Here is a 15988-nt window from a genome sequence, read left to right on the forward strand (position 1 = left end):
GCTCTTCCGCCGTGTGACACCCGATACGGGCCGCGGGCATCGCCCCGGTCGCGAGAGGCTTCCATGTCCGCTGTTTCCGTTGCTCCCCAGGCCGCCACCGGGCACCGCCCATCCGTCCCGGCTCCCCCACGAGCCGGCACGCTTCACCTGGGAATCTGCTTCCTTCTCGTCACCGCGCTGCTGGGGATCGCCGTCCTGCGGCATCCCGAGCGTCCGCCCTTCCAGGGGGTGGACGAGCACTGGCTGACCTGGATGTCAGGCCCTCACGGCGGTGTCCAGGCCGCCCTGGCAGCCGTCCTGAACTGGTTCGGAGGGCCTCTGGGAGTGGTCGTTCCCGTCGGTCTGCTGATCTTCCTGATCGTGCGGAAGCGCTGGTGGTCCGTGTCCTATCTGCTCACCAGCTACCTGGTGGGGAGCATGGCCGTCGTTCAGGTCCTCAAGCACCTGGTGGACCGGCCCCGTCCGGAGAACCCCATGGTCCGGGTGGATCACGGCTCGTTCCCCTCCGGTCACGCCGCCGGGGCGGCGCTCCTCGTGGTGATCGTGGGCGCTCTGCTCGTACCGGCGGCGCGGCGGCGCGCATGGTGGATCTCGGGCGCGCTGTTCACCCTGGCCATGATGTGGAGCCGTACGTGGCTGCACGCCCACTGGCTCAGCGACACCGTGGCCGGCGCCTCGGTCGGCGCCGGCGGCGGCTTGGTGTTCTGGTGGCTCTTCAGACGGGGGCTGGCCCGTGAGGGCTCCGTCTCCCGTGACTGAGGTCGTTTCAGGAGCTCAGCCGGTGCACCAGCTCAGCCTCTACCTCCGGCACCGCGGGCGCGGCATCCTGCTCGATCAGCACGTGGAGGGTGTCGGCGACGGTCGCCGCGGCGGGCAGGTGCAGGCGGACCGTGGTGAGCGGCGGCCGCTGCAGAGCGGAGGGTACGAGGTCGTCACAGCCCACGACGGCGACCTCGTCCGGCACTGCGATGTCCGCACTCCGCAGTGCGTGCATGAGGAGAGCGGCGTACTCGTCGTTGAAGGCGAAGACCGCGTCCAGACCCAGGTCCGCCCAGCGCGCGGCCAGGGCCGTGGCGGACTCGCGCGTATAGGCGAGTTCGACCGGCGTGACGGTGGCCGCGTGCCGGGCGGCGACCCTTTGGGCGCCGGCCAGCCGCGGCTCGCCGAAGGCGTCGAGGCCACGCTCCTGCGGCATGACCACACCGATCCTGCTGCGTCCCCGGGCGATGAGATGCTCCACGGCGACCTCGCCGACACGGCCGTGGTCGAACACGACGGTGTGGACCCCGTCCACGGGACCGGCGGCGACGGCGAGCAGCCCGCGCACACCGGCGCGGCGCAGAATGTCGCCCGCCTCCCCGGTGATCCGGTCACCGTTCATGGCCAGCACCGCCGCGGGCCTCAGTTCCGCCCACGAACGCGCGGCGGTCGCCGGATCGGGGAATCGGCCCGTGTGCAGCACGGTCGTGTAGCCGTGGCGGTCGAGTTCGCTCTGCAGCTCGTCCACCCAGCCGCTGACCAGGCTGCCGATCGCGGAGACCGATGCCGGCAGCAGTACCAGGTTGCTGCGCCCGGCACGCAGGGAGCGGGCAGCGGCGTGCGGCACGTACCCGAGGTTCTCGGCCGCGGCCAATACCCGGGCCCTGGTGCCGTCGCCGACCCGGTGGCCCTGGGTGTTGTTCAGCACGAAGGACACGGTCGCGCGGGACACCCCCGCCAGGCGCGCTACGTCCGTGCTCGTTACCGAGGCGGCACCGGGCGTTTCTCTCGCCATTTCGTCCTTCTTCGCTCGCCTTTCCGGTCGGCCGACCGCTTCCCCGGCAAGGTTACACGTGTTATAGCCCCGTAATGACGCCTGAAAGGACCCCGATGGATCAGAGCAATCCGTCACCGCACGAACGCCCGGTCCCGGAACACCATGGTCTGGTTCCCCTGCACGGCGACCTGCTCGCCCGGGATCCGCGCCACGTCTACGAGGCCCTGCGCCGGCGCTGGGGGGCGATGGCCCCCGTGGAGATCGGTCCGGGGGTCGGGGCCTGGCTGGTGCTGGGCTACCAGGAGGTGCTGGAGCTCGTCTGGAACGAGCAGGCCTTCTCCAGTGACGCTCGGCGCTGGAGCGCGATCGCCGAGGGCTCCCTGCCCGGGGACTCTCCGCTGTCGGCGGTTCTGGGCTGGCGTCCGGCCCTGGACCGCCTCGACGACGAGGCACACGGCCGGCAGCGCCAGGTCGTGACCGACACCTTGAACGGCATCGACCTGCGCCGGCTGCGCGGGGCCGTCAGGCAGCAGGCCGACGCGCTGCTGGACGGCTGGGACATGAACGGCACCGCGGACCTCGTCACCCAGTACGCCCGTCCCCTGGTGTGGTACGCCTTCAGGGTGCTGATCGGACTTCCGGGGCCCGGGGAGCGGACGCTTGCCGCGCTGCTCGGTTCGATCACCGGCGGCGCCCACGACGCGGCCCGCGCCGAGGCCGAGTTGATGGGGACGATGCGTCGTCTGGTCGCCGAGAAGCGTGAGACGCCCGGCCCGGATCTCACGTCATGGCTGCTGGCTCATGCCACGCACCTGACGGAGGACGAGGTGGCCCACAATCTGGCGTCGATCCTCCGCTCGGGCGGGGAGAGCACCATCGGCTGGATCATCGGGACGATGCGCCTGCTGCTGGGCGACGCCCGCCTGGGTTCGGCGATGGCAACGGGTCGGCTGACCGTCACGGACGTCACCGATCGCGCGCTGTGGGACGGCTCGCCGGTCCCCAACATCGCCGGACGCTGGGCGCGCGACGACATCGACTTCGCGGGATGCCGGGTACGCGCCGGGGACCTGCTCATCCCCTGCCTGGCGGCCGCCCACGCCGACCTCCTCGTCCACAGCTCGCACGACGTCGGAACGCGCGCCCACTTGGCCTGGGGCACCGGTTCTCACGGGTGCCCCGCCAAGGAGGTGGCCCGGTCGATCGTCGAGACGGCCGTGGATGTCCTGCTGAGCCGGCTGAGCCCGGTCCGCTCCGTCGTCTCCGACCCCGATCTGCGCTGGCAGCCGGCCCTGTGGCGCGGAACCCCGGACGAGCTACCGGTGACCTTCCCCCCGCCCGACCCGATGGCCGCCACCGCAGCCCCCGTGACCACTCACACGGTGATGGGAGTACCGGAGAAGCGGCAGGAGGAGCGGGCAGCCGACAGCGGCCCGACTGTGCAGCGGTGGGGCTGGTGGAACTCGATGAACGGCTGGTGATACGAGGGGGGGGGAGGCCCCAGGCCCCCGGAGATGACCGGCCCGGAGGCCCCGACGCCGCGACGCCCCCGTCAGAGGTGCTGAAGGATGGCGGAGGTGAATTCGGCGGTGGAGGCCGAGCCGCCGAGGTCACGGGTGCGTACCGGGGTGGTGGCCAGGACGCGGGCGATGGCGTCGGTGACGTCGGCCGCGGCCTCGGGGTGACCGAGGTGGTCGAGCATCATGGCAGCGGACCAGATCGCGCCGATCGGATTGGCGATGCCCTGCCCGGCTATGTCGGGGGCCGATCCGTGGACCGGTTCGAACATGGAGGGGTACGTGCCCTCCGGGTTGAGGTTGGCCGACGGTGCGATGCCGATGCCGCCGGCCACCGCCGCCGCCAGGTCGCTGAGGATGTCCCCGAAGAGGTTGGACGCGACGACGACGTCGAAGCGTGCGGGGTCGAGGACGAACTTGGCGGCCAGCGCGTCGATGTGCTCCTGGTGCCACTCGACCGCAGGGTGTTCGGCGGCCCGCTCGGCCACCAGCTCGTCCCAGAACGGCATGGTGTGCACGATGCCGTTGGACTTCGTCGCCGACGTGAGGGGGCCGCCGCGCCGTTCGGCGAGGCCGAACGCGAAGTCGACGACCCTGGTCACTCCGGCCCGGGTGAACACGGCCTGCTGCACGGCCATTTCATCGGGGAACCCGCGGTTCATCCGGCCGCCGATCTCGCTGTACTCGCCTTCGGTGTTCTCCCGGACGACCACGAAGTCCACCTCGCCGGGCATGGCCGCGCGCACGGGGCTGGGAAGGCCGTCGAACACGCGGATCGGGCGGAGGTTGACGTACTGGCTGAAGGCCCGGCGGATCGGGATGAGCAGCCCCCACAGCGAGACGTGATCCGGCACGCCCGGGTATCCGACGGCGCCGAGAAGGATCGCGTCATGACGGCGGAGCTGCTCCAGGCCGCCCTCGGGCATCATCGATCCGTGGCGGAGGTAGCGCTCGCAGGACCAGTCGAATGTCTCGTACGTGAAGGTGACGCCGTGGCGCTTCCCTACGGTGTCGAGGACCTCGCGTGCCGACGGGAGGACTTCGGTGCCGATGCCGTCACCGGGAATGAGGGCGATGCTGTGGTTCGTCATGACTCGCATTCCAGCAACCGGGCGTCGTCCGGGTCCAACACGTATCTCCGATCTGTCTCATAGGCGTCTCCTATGAGGAGGCCGGCGGGACGGCGATCTCCAGGAAGGCACGGGCAGCGGGCGTCAGTTGTGCCTTGCGGATCACCAGGACGTTGTGCTGGACGGGGGCCGGTTCCAGGTCGAGGACGAGGGCTCCGGCCCGCTCGGACAGCTCGGCCCAGGATGCCGTCACCACCGCGAGTCCGACGCCTCCGAGCACCAAAGGCAGGAAGGCCATGCGGTGTTCGGTCTCGACCGCGATGCGTACGTCGATGCCCTGTGCCTTCAGGTCGTCGACGTAGGCGCGGATCCCGGTCCCCCGCTGCCCGACGATCAGCCGGTGCCCTCCGAGCTGTTCACGTCGAACTGCCTGTCCGGCCGGGAAGGGGCCGTCCATCGGGGTGACCAGGACCAGCCGGTCGTCTCCGACTGGGTGCGAGACGACGTCCCGAATCGGCAGAGGCGACGAGGTCGTCAGCGAGGTCGTCAGCAGTCCGAGTTCGCAGCCTCCGGTGCGTACTCTCTCGACCACGTCCTCGCGGGTGAGGGCTACGCGCAGGCTGAGCGACACCGCTGGATAGCGCTCGGTGAAGCGCCGGACCATGGTGCTGAGAGGTTCGATGGTGGGTGAGGGCATCGCGGCGATCTCCAGCCGCCCGCCGCGCAGTTCACGGACGGATCCGACGCTGGCCCGGGCCAGCTCCAGGGCGTGCAGTGCCTCCCGAGCCCGTGGCACGAGTGCGCCACCGGCCTCGGTGAGGACCACCCTCCTGCCGATCCGATGGAACAAGCGGCCGTCCACGTCTCGTTCCAGGGCCTGAATGGCCTGCGACAGGGACGGCTGCGACACGTGGAGTGCCGCGGCCGCGCGGGTGAAACCGCCGTGGTCCACGATGGCGAGGAAGTACGTCAGCTGCCGGAAGTCCACGGTTCAGCGCAGCTCGTCCGCGACGAAGCGTACGGACCCGTCACCGCCGCGCCGGAGCAGGCCGGCCGTGGGGGCGGGGAAGTGCGTGCCGATCACGAGCGTTCCCGTGTCGGCGTACCGCTCTACGAATGCCCGCCGGGTGGCGGCGGCCTGCGCCGCGTCGACGTCGGCGGCGCCGGCCACATCGGGTTCGATGAACTGCACGGGGTGGTGCACGAGGTCACCGGTGATCACGGCACGTTCCGCGCCGGATTCGACCACGACGGCGACCTGGCCCGGGGTGTGCCCGGGGGCGGCTTCCAGGCGGACGCCGTCGCACACCTGGTGATCGGTTCCGACGAAGTCGACGAGACCCTCGTCGATCAAGGGCTGCATCGTGTCGGGGAGGTTGGTTTCCGCCTCGTCCGCCTCGTCCGCCCAGTGGTCCCACTCCACGCGTGTGACCAGGTGACGTGCGCGCGGAAAGGTCGGCACCCAATTCCCTTCCACCAGACGGGTGTTCCACCCGATGTGGTCGAAGTGCAGGTGGGTGCAGACCACGGTGTCGATCGACTCGGCAGGGTAGCCGAGGGCGGTGAGGTCTTCGAGCCACGCCGTGTCCAGCATGCGCAGGAACGGCACCGACGCCCGCGCGTTGCCCACGCACGTGTCCACGAGGATCCTGCGCGTACCGGTGTCCACGACCAGCCCGTGCACCGACAGCACGAAGGTGCCGTCCGCCCTGCTGAAGTCAGGAGCGGGCCACGGGTACCTCTTCAGGAGCGCGGTGTCATCCGTACGCAAGGCTCCTGCGGCCGGAACAGGCACCTCTGCCTCCAGCACCTTGTGGATCGTCGTCGTACCGATGCGCCACGTCGCCATGCGAGCCTCCATATGATGATTGATCGAATAATATTGACGTCCGCCACAAATTCGCAATAACTTGCGGTTGCGCAAGACTCTCGATCAGTGGTCTGGAAGGACGCACCGCATGGGTCTCACTCAGGACCGCACCGGCCCCGTCGTGCACACTCGCTCGGGACCGGTCCGCGGCGCCGTCGAAGGCAGCCTGGCCGTGTTCCGAGGCGTGCCGTACGCGGCGCCGCCCGTCGGGCCCCTCCGGTGGCGCCCCGCGCAGCCGCATCAGGGCTGGAGCGACACCCTCGACGCGACCGCGTACGGTCCGAGCGCGCCGCAGGCCGTCCGCGAGGGCGACCCGATACTCGGAGGCCACGGCTTCCCGCCCTTCGACGAGGACTGTCTGACGCTCAACGTGTGGACGCCCGGCACCGACGACGCCCGCCGTCCCGTCCTGGTCTGGATCCACGGCGGCGCCTTCATCTCCGGGTCCGGGGCGATGCCCAACTACTCGGGCGAGACGTTCGCGCGGGACGGCGACCTGGTGGTGGTGAACCTCAACTACCGGCTCGGACCGCTCGGCCTCCTGTCCTGCGCGTCGGACGACGGCTCGGCGCACCACAACGTCTGGCTGACCGACCAACTCGCCGCACTGCGCTGGGTCCAGGACAACATCGCCGCCTTCGGCGGGGACCCCGACAACGTCACCGTCGCCGGCCAGTCCGCCGGCGCCGTCTCCACCGCGGCGCTCGCGGGCCATGGGGGTGACGGCCGCCTCTTCCGGCGAGCCATCCTCCAGAGCGTCCCGCTCGCCATGCCCCTCGCCACGCCTGCCGAGTCCCTGGCCCGCACCGCCGCCTACCTCGAGATCGTCGGCGTGAAGAACGAGGACGAGCTGCGCACGGTGCCGTGGCCGCGACTGGTCGAGGCCACCGCCGGACTCCTCACGGCCACCGCGGAATGGGGACACTGGACCGCGCCGTTCATGCCGGTGCTCGACGGCTCGACGGCGTCGCGGCAACCGGTCGAGAACCTGCTCGACGGTCCGGGCGCCGACATCGACGTACTCATCGGCTGGACCAGGGAGGAGGCCGCCTTCAGCTTCGCGCTGGGCGAGACGTACGCGTCGGCGACCAAGGAACAGGTGCTCCGCCGCGCGCAGGACTCCTTCGGCGACGGCGCGGCCGAAGCGTACGCGGCGTACGAAGCCGCCCGCCCGGGCGCACGGCCGATCGACGTCCTCATCGACCTGAACACCGACGAGCTGTTCAGGAAGCCCACCCTGGCGTTCGCGGAAGGGCGGGCGGCACGCGGCCGCCCGGTGTGGGCGTACGAGTTCGACTTCCCCACCCCCGCGCACGACGGCCGCCTGGGCGCCCCGCACTGCCTCGACCTGCCGTTCGTCTTCGACAATCTCGACAAGTGGTCGCACGCGCCGTTCCTGGCGGGGATGGACCCCAGGATCGGAGACGGCCTCGCCAGGACCATGCACCAGGCCTGGATCTCGTTCATACGCACCGGCGACCCCAACCACCCGGCGATGCCTCACTGGAACCGGTACGACCAGCAGTCCCGCACCACCATGCGCTTCGACACCGTCGTCACGGCCATCTCACACCTCACGCCGCACTGAAGGGACGCGCAGCGGGCTGAGGTCGTCGGAACCAAGTGGTCCGAACCTGGACGAGTGGATCCGAAGTCGGGGATGATCAGTGACATGCGGACGGTCCTGCACGGAGCCCTGGTGACGCTTCGCCCGTCGACGGTGGGCGATATCCCGGCGCTGGCCGCGATCCGGACCACGCCTGAGGTGTACGCGCGCTGGCGGGGCGGCGACGACCTGACGGCCGCCGTGGCCGAGGACCTCGAAGATCCCGGGGCCCGGACCTTCGCGGTCGAGCACGGCGGCCGGGTGGTCGGCGCCATCCAGTGGGGGGCCGAGGACGAGCCGGACTACCGGCATGCCAACATCGACATCTATCTCGACCCGGCGGTGCACGGGCGCGGCCTTGGCACAGACGCCGTCCGCGTCCTGGCACGCCATCTGATCGATGATCACGGATACCGCCGACTGGTGATCGACCCGGCCGCCGACAATACCGCCGCCATCCGGTGCTACCGCAAGGTCGGCTTCCGCCCGGTGGGCATCATGCGGCAGTACGAGCGCGGCCCGGACGGCAGCTGGCACGACGGGCTGCTGATGGACCTGTTGGCGGAGGAACTGGAGTAAGTCTCACGTTCGGCTCCACCAAGGCGGCGAGGGCCTCAAGCGGACGGACGTTCGAGAGCGTCGCCGTCCGGGTCGCCCAACGGGTCCTGGCCATGGCTGCCGCGATCTGGCACAACAACAAGACCAGCGCACCGATCACCGATCCCTGATCGCCTACGACCACTGATCACTTCGGAGCCACTCGTCTAGACCGGCGGGCCGCCAATCCCTATCGCCTGCTCGGTCCAGATGGTCTTCCCGGTACCAGTGAACCGGCTACCCCAACGGTCGGCGAGCTGGGCCACGAGGAACAGGCCGCGCCCGCCTTCGTCCGTCTCTCGGGCTCGACGCAGGCGCGGCTGGGTGCTGCTGGGGTCGGACACCTCACACACGAGTACCCGGTCCGGGTCGCGGATCAGGCGAAGGCCGACCGGGCCGCCCGCGTAGCGGATGGCGTTGGTGACGAGCTCGCTGACGACGAGCTCCGTCACGAAGCTCAGCTCGTCCAACTCCCAGTCGGACAGCCGGCCCACCACGAGCTCGCGGGCGTGCGCGACGAGGGACAGGTCGGCTTCGAGTTCCCACTCGGCGACATGATCGGGCGAGAGCGCGTGGGTACGGGCGAGCAGCAAGGCGACGTCGTCGGAGGGCTCTTGCGGCAGCACGCTGTCGACGACGCTCTGGCAGATCTCGCCCAGGGCCCGGCTCGAGTCCGTGCCGGCACCGGCGTCGGCGTCCGCGTCCGCGTCGGCACCGGCACCGGCACCGGCACCGGAACCGGAACCGGAACCGGAACCGGAACCGGAACCAGCATCGGCGAGTGAGCTCCTCAGTCTCTCCATCCCCTCCTCGATGTCCCCGCCACGGCTCTCGACGAGTCCGTCCGTGAAGAACGCGAGCACACTGCCGGGGCGCACGCCGAACTCCGCGACGTCGAAAGGCATTCCACCGACTCCCAGCGGCGGTCCCGGCACCATGCCGACGAAGACCGGCTCCTCACCGGGCGACTGCACGGCCGGCGGCGGATGTCCCGCTGTGGCAGCGGCGCATTTCCTTGTCACCGGGTCGTAGACGGCGTACAGGCACGTCGCTCCGAGCACCGCCGTCTCGGCACGGGATCCGCCGGCCATCTGCTCGCCGGCGAGACCGAGCACCAGGTCGTCCAGGTGGGTGAGGAGTTCACCCGGATCGAGGTCGAGGTCGGCGAGGGTCCGCACCGCGGTCCGCAGTCGCGCCATGCCCGCGGTGGCATCGAGGCCATGGCCGACGACATCCCCGACGACGAACGCGACGCGCAAGGACGGCAGGGGGATCACGTCGTACCAGTCCCCGCCGACTCCGATGCCGCCGCCCGCCGGCTGGTAGACGCCCACCGTCTCGGCGGCGGCGGAATCCAGGGCCGAGCGCGGCAGCAGGCTTCGCTGCAGGGCCACCGCCGACCGGTGTTCCTTCGTGTAGCGGCGCGCGTTGTCCACGCCGAGCGCGGCCCTGGAGACCACGTCCTGCAACAGGGCGGCGTCCTCCTCGCCGTACACGGAAGGCAACTGGCTGCGCCAGACCGTCACGCAGCCGAGGATCAGACCTCGCGCGTAGAGCGGAACCGCCACGGAGGAGTGCGCCCCGCTCGGGACGAACAACGCCAGGCTCTCCCGATCCACACCGAGCCTCGCGTGCAGGAGGGCGACGTCCGGCACCAGCACGGGCAGTCCCTTCATGAGGGGACTCATGAACGCACTGTCCGACACGGGAGGAAGCGGCTCCCCCACCGCCAGGAGGTCCTCGGCGGATATCTCCGGACTCTGCGCGGCGGCGGTCCGGCGCAGGCGGACGTCGCCACTGGTTTCGAGGTGCGGGGGCTCGTCGCCCACGAGCACCTGCTCGGCGATGTCCACGGTCGCCAGGTCGGCGAAATCAGGGACGAGCAGATCCACGAGGGTCTCGGCCATCTCGGTCACGTCGAGGGAAGCGCCGATGCTCACGGCGGCGGCGTGGGACAGCCCCCTCCTGCGTCGCTCCGCATCGTCGCCGCGCTCACCCGCCCTCGCGGCGGCTTCGGCCGGCATGACCAGGACCAGCCACCGCGCACCGGAACCACGTGCGGCCGACGCCCCGAGGTGGACCACCTCGAACGCCAGGCCGACCGTCCGACCTGACCGATCCCCGCCGGTCTCCGCTGCCGTTCCGCCGACCGTTCCGCCGACCGGAAGCAGCGCGAGCAAAGGCGCACACACGTGCCCCGGCGAGCACTCCAGCAGCGTCTCGGCCGTCCCCGAACAGGCGAGGACCACACCCTCGTCGTCCAAGACCACCGCTGCCATGTCGCTGACGGACACCGAGGCAGGGCTCAGGCCCCCATACTCCGGTTCGCGCATGTCGCCTCCACGCGGCGAGGCCTGGCCTTCAGTATCGCCCTCAAGGGATCACCCAGCGACTGGGCAGCGCGGGTCCGCACCCCGACGCCGCTCGGCAGGCAGAGCAGCCGCACTCCCCTGGCCCACGCGGAGGTTGTCCGGGTCCGCGCAGAGCGGCGGCACCACGGGGGCCCGCGGACCGCGGCGCGCCCCTCTCCGATAGAAAGCGCTTCTCACCACGTTCACCTGCAGCTGCTCAAGTTGGCTGGACAACTTTCCGTACTGAGAGCCGGAGGACACCTCCATGCCCCTGAACCGTCGTGACCTGCTCAGATCTGCCGCCGTGGCCGGCGCACTGGGCGCGGTATGGCCGCTGAGCGCGAAGCTCTCCCCCGCTCAAGCGCTGGAGGCCGCACAGGCGCTGGGAGCGTCGTACGACCCGGCGCCCTTCACGCTGGGGGTCGCGTCCGGCGACCCGCTGCAGCACTCGGTCTCGCTGTGGACCCGGCTCGCCCCGGAGCCGCTGGCGGACGAGCAGGCGCTGCCGGACGCCGTGCCGGTGCGGTGGGTCGTCGCGTCCGACCGGGAGCTGCGGCGGAAGGTCGCGGGAGGCACCGTCGCCGCGTCCGCGGCCCAGGGCCACAGCGTGCACGTCGACGTGCACGGACTGGAGCCGGGCCGTCGGTACTACTACGCCTTCAGCGCGCTCGGCAGGACCAGCCGGGTCGGCCGCACCAGGACCGCGCCGGCCCGGCACGTCGACAGGGTCAGGTTCGCCACCGCCAACTGCCAGCACTTCGCGCACGGTTACTTCTCGGCGCTGCGGGGCATCGCTCGCGAGGACGTCGACTTCGTCGTGCACCTCGGCGACTACATCTACGAGAACGGCAACTACTCCGGCACCGTGCGCGACCACGAGGGTCCCGCGGTGTTCGACCTCGTCTCGTACCGGCGCCGGCACGCCCTGTACAAGGGCGACCCGGACCTCCGCGCGGCCCACGCCGCCCACCCCTGGTACCTCACCTGGGACAACCACGAGGTGCAGGGCTACTACGACGGCCGCGACGACGCCGCGTTCCTGGCCCGTCGGGACGCCGCGTACCAGGCGTGGTACGAGCACATGCCCCACCGCATGGTGGGCAGCGACCCCGTACCGCACCAGCAGATCTACCGCCGCCGCAACTGGGGTGACCTGCTGGACCTGACGATCCTCGACCTGCGGCAGTACCGGAACCGGGCCGACCGCCCGGACAGCACGATCCTCGGCGCCACCCAGCGCGACTGGCTCCTCGACCAGGCGCGCGGAGCCCGTGGCTGGCACTGCTGGGCCAACTCGATCATGCTCTCCAAGCTGGACAACCCCGGCGGCGACCACTACTACGACATGCAGTGGGACGGCTACCGGGCCGAGCGCACCGAGGTGCTCTCGCAGCTGCACAAGCTCGGTACCGAGGACTTCGTGGTCGTGACCGGCGACTGGCACTCGGCCTTCGTGGACGACATCCGCCCGGACTTCGAGAACCCCGACTCACCCGTGATCGGAACCGAGTTCACCGCCCACGCGGTGTGCTCGGACTCCTACGGCCCCGAGTGGAACGCGGCACGCGGCCCGGAGCTCGGAAGCCTCAACCCGCATCTTCAGTACTTCGAGGGGGACCGCTACGGCTACGACGTCCACGAGGTCACCGCGCGCCGCTGGACGACGGAGATGCGGGTGGTCTCCGACCGCCGCGACCCGAACGCGCGGATCTCGACGCTGACGAGGTTCCACGTCGACCGCGGCAGGGTCGGAGCGTACGAGGACAAGCGCACCGCCACGTCACCCGCCCAGTACCGGCGCAGCACCGACTGACCGACGCCAGTGCCGAGCGTGAACCGCCGCTGCCGTTCCTGCCTTCACCGGACGAACAGCAGCGGCGGCGAGCGCGCGACGGGTGATCTTGTTCAAGAAGGATCCGCGAGAGGCGCCCTGCACCTGGTTACGCCCAGAACTCCGTAGCCGCCGGCAGCGCCGTCCCCTACGGTGCCGAAGATATGACGGCACTTACGTCCTTCGTCTTCGTGCGCCACATCGACGGGCTTCGCTACCGCTTCGAACGCGACGGCGAGCACCACGGCCGCCCCGCCTATCGCCGAACGGACGGCAAGGTGTGGTGTGTCTGGTCACCGACCGACGGCTGGCACTGCGAGATCGCCGACGGCCTCGTGACCGCCCATCCCCTCGACAGCCACCCCGATGAACCCGAACCCCCGGCCACCGTCTGGCGCAGCTTCAAGAACGACCGCTCCTACCTCTACGACCTCCGGCCCCTCGCCCCCGAGGCATGATCGACGGCCAGTGGCCGGAAGGCCCTGGTTCTCCTCGCGCGCGGCCCTGGGTGCAAGAGCGAGCGGGATCGTGGACGACGCGCCGGGAGGCAGGCACGGTTCATCCGCCCGCGGTGTCCTCGCCCTCCCAGCGCAGCAGGTCGCCCGGCTGGCACTTGAGCACCTCGCAGAGCGCGGCCAGCGTGGCGAAACGTACCGCCTTGGCGCGGCCGTTCTTGAGTACCGCCAGGTTGGCGGGCGTGATCCCGACGCGGTCCGCGAGCTCGCCCACGGACATCTTCCGCCTGGCCAGCATCACGTCGATGTCGACGAGGATGGGCATCAGATCACCTCGTCCAACTCGGCCTGCATCTGCGCCGCCTCGACGTCGCGCGCGACGGCCTGGGCGAGAAGCATCCGCAGCACGAGCACGATGAGCGCCACACCCAGGATGGCCAGGCCGACACCGCCCATGATGACGGTGACACCCGGGTCTTCCCGCTGGCCCGGCGCATTGATGGCCGTGACCGCGAACCACAGGAGCGCAGCCGCCACGATCGCGCCGATCACAGCGTCGACGTACCGGAAGGCGGCGTGGGAGAACACGGTTCCGCGCCGCACCATCGTCACCAGCCGCCACACGCTGACCAGGGCGACCTGGGCCGACACCATGCCCAGGATCGCGATCACCCGCAGCGGGGTCAGCGGCATCGACCCGTCCTCCGGATCGCTCCCGCTGACCAACACCCACACCATCAAAGCCTGCACGAACACGGTGCCGGTGAGCACCACCACGAGCACGGCGCGCAGCGCACCCACGGCCAGTTTTCCCATGATCCATCCTTCCATCGAGCTACGATGGAAATCTATCGAATATCGATAGCCGAAGCAAGAAAAGCCGGAACGGTTCTCGATTGATCACCAGTCGAGACGCTCTCGGTCACGTCCCCGCCGGGCGATCTCTACGGTGCCGCGACACCTGCGTAATTGCCTGGCGCGCGCCGGGGCGGCAGGGCATGATCCCGGAACGTTCAGGCCGCCCAGTGAGGGAGCTGTGATGACCGTTGGCGCGTCCGAGCCGTCCGACCATTCCGACCCTTCCGATCCCTCCGACCCTTCCGGTCCCTCCGGGTCCCGGCCCGAGGTCCGCGTGGCGGGCGGGGTGCTGCGCGGCAGCCGTGAGGCGGGCGTGGCGGTCTTCCGCGGCATCCCGTTCGCCGAGCCGCCGGTCGGCCCGCTGCGTTTCGCCGCACCGCGGCCCGTACGAGGATGGGACGGGGTGCGGCCGGCTGTGTCGTACGGCCCGCCGCCCCCGCAGGGTGGCCATTTCGGCATGGACGCGCTGGCGCGGGACGCCGCGGGCGACGACTGGCTGACGGTCAACGTCTGGTCGCCCGACCCGAGCCCGGTCCCAGGTCTGCCGGTCATGGTGTGGATCCAGGGCGGCGCCTACTCGATCGGCATGTCCGGCCTTCCCGAGTACGACGGCGGCCGCCTGGCACGGGATGGCGTCGTCGTGGTGACCTTCAACTACCGGGTGGGCCTGGAGGGGTACGGGCAGATCGAAGGGGCGCCCGCCAATCGGGGCCTGCTGGACCAGATCGCCGCCCTGGAATGGGTACGTGACAACATCCGGGCCCTCGGCGGCGACCCGGGCCGCGTCACGGTCTTCGGCCAGTCGGCGGGGGCCGGATCGGTCGCCGCCCTGCTGGCGACGGAGCGCGCGGCCGGGCTCTTCCGCCGGGCCGTGGCACAGAGCGTGCAGGGCACGTTCTTCTCGCCGGAGCTGGCCGCCGACATCGCCGCAGCATGCGCTGCCGAGCTGGGGCTACGGCCCACGGTGGCCGACCTGTCGCAGGTGGACCCCACCCGGCTGGCCGCCGCCGGTGACGCGGTCAGCGCCAAGACGAACAGCTGGGCGGATCGCTGGGGGCCGGTCGCTCACCGGGCGATCCCCTTCTCGCCGGTCATCGACGGCGACACCCTGCGGGTCACCCCATGGCAGGCCCTGGCGAACGGCGCCGGGCGGGACATCGAACTCCTCGTCGGCCACACGCGCGACGAAACACGGCTGCTGGCCGCGCTCGACGGAGTGCTCGGCCAGGTCACGCCGGAACAGGCCGAGACCGCGCTGCGCGTCTTCGGCCCCGGCCGGGACACCGCACACCGTTACCGCGAGGCGTTCCCCGCCGCGGGCCCGGAGGAGCTCTACGAGCTGGTCAACTCCGACTGGTTGTTCCGCATGCCCTCCCTCCACCTCGCCCAGGCCCAGACCGCTGCCGGTGGCCGCGCCCACGTCTACGAGCTGACCTGGTCCGCCCCGGGGATGGGCGGCGCCCTCGGCGCCTGCCACGGGCTCGACGTGCCCCTGGTCTTCGGCAATCTGGACCGCGGCCAGCCCGCGGCGCTGATCGGCGAGAGCCCGTCCCCGGAGGCGGAGGAGCTGTCCGCGCGCATGCGGACCGCGTGGACGTCATTCGCGGCTCACGGCGATCCGGGCTGGCCGATCTACGACCCCCGAGAGCGCGTCGCACAGCTCTTCGACGTGGAGACCCTGTCGCGCCCCGCCGCCTATCCGGAAGAAGCCTCGCGCCTGATCTGGCAGGACCACACCTTCGCCGCGCTGCCGCTGCTCGACCGCTAGTCCTCCGATAGTCCTCCGAGTCGGGAAGGATCGAGTCTGCGGTCTTGGCCCAAACGTACGACTTGGGGTCGCTGTCCCACGCGGTGATCCAGACCTTGATGTCCGGGCGACGCGCTCCGTGGCACAGTGGCGGTATGTGCGGCCGCTACACCTCCACCCGCAGTCCCGAGGATCTGACCCGACTCTTCCAGGTCACCGACTGGCGCCCCGACGAAAGACTGGAGCCCAGCTGGAACGTCGCGCCCACCGACGAGGTCTACGCCGTTCTCGAACGCACCTCCCGGACCGAAGACGACGAGGTTCGCCGCG

15 protein-coding genes are annotated in these 15988 nt (G+C 70.7%); 8 read left to right on the forward strand and 7 right to left on the reverse strand.

What is annotated here, in order from left to right; all coding sequences use genetic code 11:
• The first annotated feature begins 63 nt into the window (after positions 1 to 63).
• Positions 64 to 759, forward strand: coding sequence for a phosphatase PAP2 family protein (locus tag ACFWRO_RS25730; protein WP_384513664.1), 696 nt, complete (start codon positions 64 to 66; stop codon positions 757 to 759).
• A 7-nt stretch (positions 760 to 766) separates the two neighbouring features.
• Here the strand turns inward: ACFWRO_RS25730 and ACFWRO_RS25735 are convergent, their stop codons facing one another.
• A complete protein-coding gene (locus tag ACFWRO_RS25735; protein WP_384513666.1) occupies positions 767 to 1774 on the reverse strand; it encodes a LacI family DNA-binding transcriptional regulator in 1008 nt (335 codons plus the stop codon).
• Positions 1775 to 1869: 95 nt separating this feature from the next.
• Between ACFWRO_RS25735 and ACFWRO_RS25740 the strand changes: the two genes are divergently transcribed.
• Positions 1870 to 3237: a cytochrome P450 gene (locus ACFWRO_RS25740; RefSeq protein ID WP_384513668.1), complete on the forward strand. Its 1368-nt coding sequence runs from the start codon at positions 1870 to 1872 to the stop codon at positions 3235 to 3237.
• A 71-nt stretch (positions 3238 to 3308) separates the two neighbouring features.
• Here the strand turns inward: ACFWRO_RS25740 and ACFWRO_RS25745 are convergent, their stop codons facing one another.
• The 3 genes from ACFWRO_RS25745 to ACFWRO_RS25755 all read right to left on the reverse strand — a co-directional run bounded on the left by ACFWRO_RS25745 (position 3309) and on the right by ACFWRO_RS25755 (position 6192).
• Complete coding sequence (locus tag ACFWRO_RS25745; protein WP_384513670.1) at positions 3309 to 4364, reverse strand: tartrate dehydrogenase; 1056 nt, start codon at positions 4362 to 4364, stop codon at positions 3309 to 3311.
• A gap of 70 nt (positions 4365 to 4434) precedes the next feature.
• Positions 4435 to 5331, reverse strand: a complete 897-nt coding sequence (locus ACFWRO_RS25750) for a LysR family transcriptional regulator (protein WP_384513672.1) — start codon at positions 5329 to 5331, stop codon at positions 4435 to 4437.
• Between the two features lie 3 nt (positions 5332 to 5334).
• Positions 5335 to 6192, reverse strand: coding sequence for an MBL fold metallo-hydrolase (locus tag ACFWRO_RS25755; protein WP_384513673.1), 858 nt, complete (start codon positions 6190 to 6192; stop codon positions 5335 to 5337).
• A 109-nt stretch (positions 6193 to 6301) separates the two neighbouring features.
• Here ACFWRO_RS25755 and ACFWRO_RS25760 point away from each other — a divergent pair, with 109 nt between their 5' ends.
• Positions 6302 to 7801, forward strand: coding sequence for a carboxylesterase/lipase family protein (locus ACFWRO_RS25760; protein WP_384513675.1), 1500 nt, complete (start codon positions 6302 to 6304; stop codon positions 7799 to 7801).
• An 84-nt stretch (positions 7802 to 7885) separates the two neighbouring features.
• On the forward strand, positions 7886 to 8398 hold the full coding sequence (locus ACFWRO_RS25765; RefSeq protein WP_384513677.1) for a GNAT family N-acetyltransferase: 513 nt from the start codon (positions 7886 to 7888) through the stop codon (positions 8396 to 8398).
• A gap of 185 nt (positions 8399 to 8583) precedes the next feature.
• Here the strand turns inward: ACFWRO_RS25765 and ACFWRO_RS25770 are convergent, their stop codons facing one another.
• Entirely contained in the window at positions 8584 to 10749 is a 2166-nt protein-coding gene (locus tag ACFWRO_RS25770; RefSeq protein WP_384513679.1) for a SpoIIE family protein phosphatase, read from the reverse strand.
• Positions 10750 to 11032: 283 nt separating this feature from the next.
• Here ACFWRO_RS25770 and ACFWRO_RS25775 point away from each other — a divergent pair, with 283 nt between their 5' ends.
• Positions 11033 to 12580 (forward strand): alkaline phosphatase D family protein, encoded by a 1548-nt coding sequence (locus ACFWRO_RS25775; protein WP_384513681.1) that lies wholly within the window; start codon positions 11033 to 11035, stop codon positions 12578 to 12580.
• Between the two features lie 182 nt (positions 12581 to 12762).
• Positions 12763 to 13056, forward strand: a complete 294-nt coding sequence (locus tag ACFWRO_RS25780) for a hypothetical protein (protein ID WP_384513683.1) — start codon at positions 12763 to 12765, stop codon at positions 13054 to 13056.
• Positions 13057 to 13156: 100 nt separating this feature from the next.
• Here ACFWRO_RS25780 and ACFWRO_RS25785 read toward each other — a convergent pair whose 3' ends face one another.
• Both ACFWRO_RS25785 and ACFWRO_RS25790 read right to left on the reverse strand, forming a co-directional pair.
• Positions 13157 to 13378 carry a helix-turn-helix domain-containing protein gene (locus tag ACFWRO_RS25785; protein WP_384513685.1) on the reverse strand — a complete coding sequence of 74 codons (222 nt, stop codon included), beginning with the start codon at positions 13376 to 13378 and terminating at the stop codon, positions 13157 to 13159.
• Entirely contained in the window at positions 13378 to 13869 is a 492-nt protein-coding gene (locus ACFWRO_RS25790; protein ID WP_384513686.1) for a DUF2975 domain-containing protein, read from the reverse strand. Before ACFWRO_RS25790 ends, ACFWRO_RS25785 begins: the two co-directional genes overlap by 1 nt.
• A 223-nt stretch (positions 13870 to 14092) precedes the next feature.
• On the opposite strand from ACFWRO_RS25790, the gene ACFWRO_RS25795 reads away from it, so the two are divergent.
• Both ACFWRO_RS25795 and ACFWRO_RS25800 read left to right on the forward strand, forming a co-directional pair.
• The gene (locus ACFWRO_RS25795; RefSeq protein WP_384513687.1) at positions 14093 to 15679 is read left to right on the forward strand and encodes a carboxylesterase/lipase family protein; all 1587 of its coding nucleotides are present in this window, start codon (positions 14093 to 14095) and stop codon (positions 15677 to 15679) included.
• A 134-nt stretch (positions 15680 to 15813) separates the two neighbouring features.
• The coding region (locus tag ACFWRO_RS25800) for an SOS response-associated peptidase family protein (protein ID WP_384513690.1) at positions 15814 to 15988 on the forward strand (175 nt) is incomplete at its 3' end.

This window comes from Streptomyces sp. NPDC058579, from assembly GCF_042718575.1.
GTDB lineage: Bacteria > Actinomycetota > Actinomycetes > Streptomycetales > Streptomycetaceae > Streptomyces.

Bases quoted from the DNA above. Each gene is read 5' to 3' on its own strand.
- ACFWRO_RS25795 (WP_384513687.1), top strand. From the start codon at position 14,093: ATGACCGTTGGCGCGTCCGAGCCGTCCGACCATTCCGACCCTTCCGAT.
- ACFWRO_RS25735 (WP_384513666.1), bottom strand. From the start codon at position 1,774: ATGGCGAGAGAAACGCCCGGTGCCGCCTCGGTAACGAGCACGGACGTA.
- ACFWRO_RS25745 (WP_384513670.1), bottom strand. From the start codon at position 4,364: ATGACGAACCACAGCATCGCCCTCATTCCCGGTGACGGCATCGGCACC.
- ACFWRO_RS25785 (WP_384513685.1), bottom strand. From the start codon at position 13,378: ATGCCCATCCTCGTCGACATCGACGTGATGCTGGCCAGGCGGAAGATG.
- ACFWRO_RS25760 (WP_384513675.1), top strand. From the start codon at position 6,302: ATGGGTCTCACTCAGGACCGCACCGGCCCCGTCGTGCACACTCGCTCG.
- ACFWRO_RS25780 (WP_384513683.1), top strand. From the start codon at position 12,763: ATGACGGCACTTACGTCCTTCGTCTTCGTGCGCCACATCGACGGGCTT.
- ACFWRO_RS25740 (WP_384513668.1), top strand. From the start codon at position 1,870: ATGGATCAGAGCAATCCGTCACCGCACGAACGCCCGGTCCCGGAACAC.
- ACFWRO_RS25790 (WP_384513686.1), bottom strand. From the start codon at position 13,869: ATGGGAAAACTGGCCGTGGGTGCGCTGCGCGCCGTGCTCGTGGTGGTG.
- ACFWRO_RS25730 (WP_384513664.1), top strand. From the start codon at position 64: ATGTCCGCTGTTTCCGTTGCTCCCCAGGCCGCCACCGGGCACCGCCCA.
- ACFWRO_RS25770 (WP_384513679.1), bottom strand. From the start codon at position 10,749: ATGCGCGAACCGGAGTATGGGGGCCTGAGCCCTGCCTCGGTGTCCGTC.
- ACFWRO_RS25755 (WP_384513673.1), bottom strand. From the start codon at position 6,192: ATGGCGACGTGGCGCATCGGTACGACGACGATCCACAAGGTGCTGGAG.
- ACFWRO_RS25775 (WP_384513681.1), top strand. From the start codon at position 11,033: ATGCCCCTGAACCGTCGTGACCTGCTCAGATCTGCCGCCGTGGCCGGC.
- ACFWRO_RS25765 (WP_384513677.1), top strand. From the start codon at position 7,886: ATGCGGACGGTCCTGCACGGAGCCCTGGTGACGCTTCGCCCGTCGACG.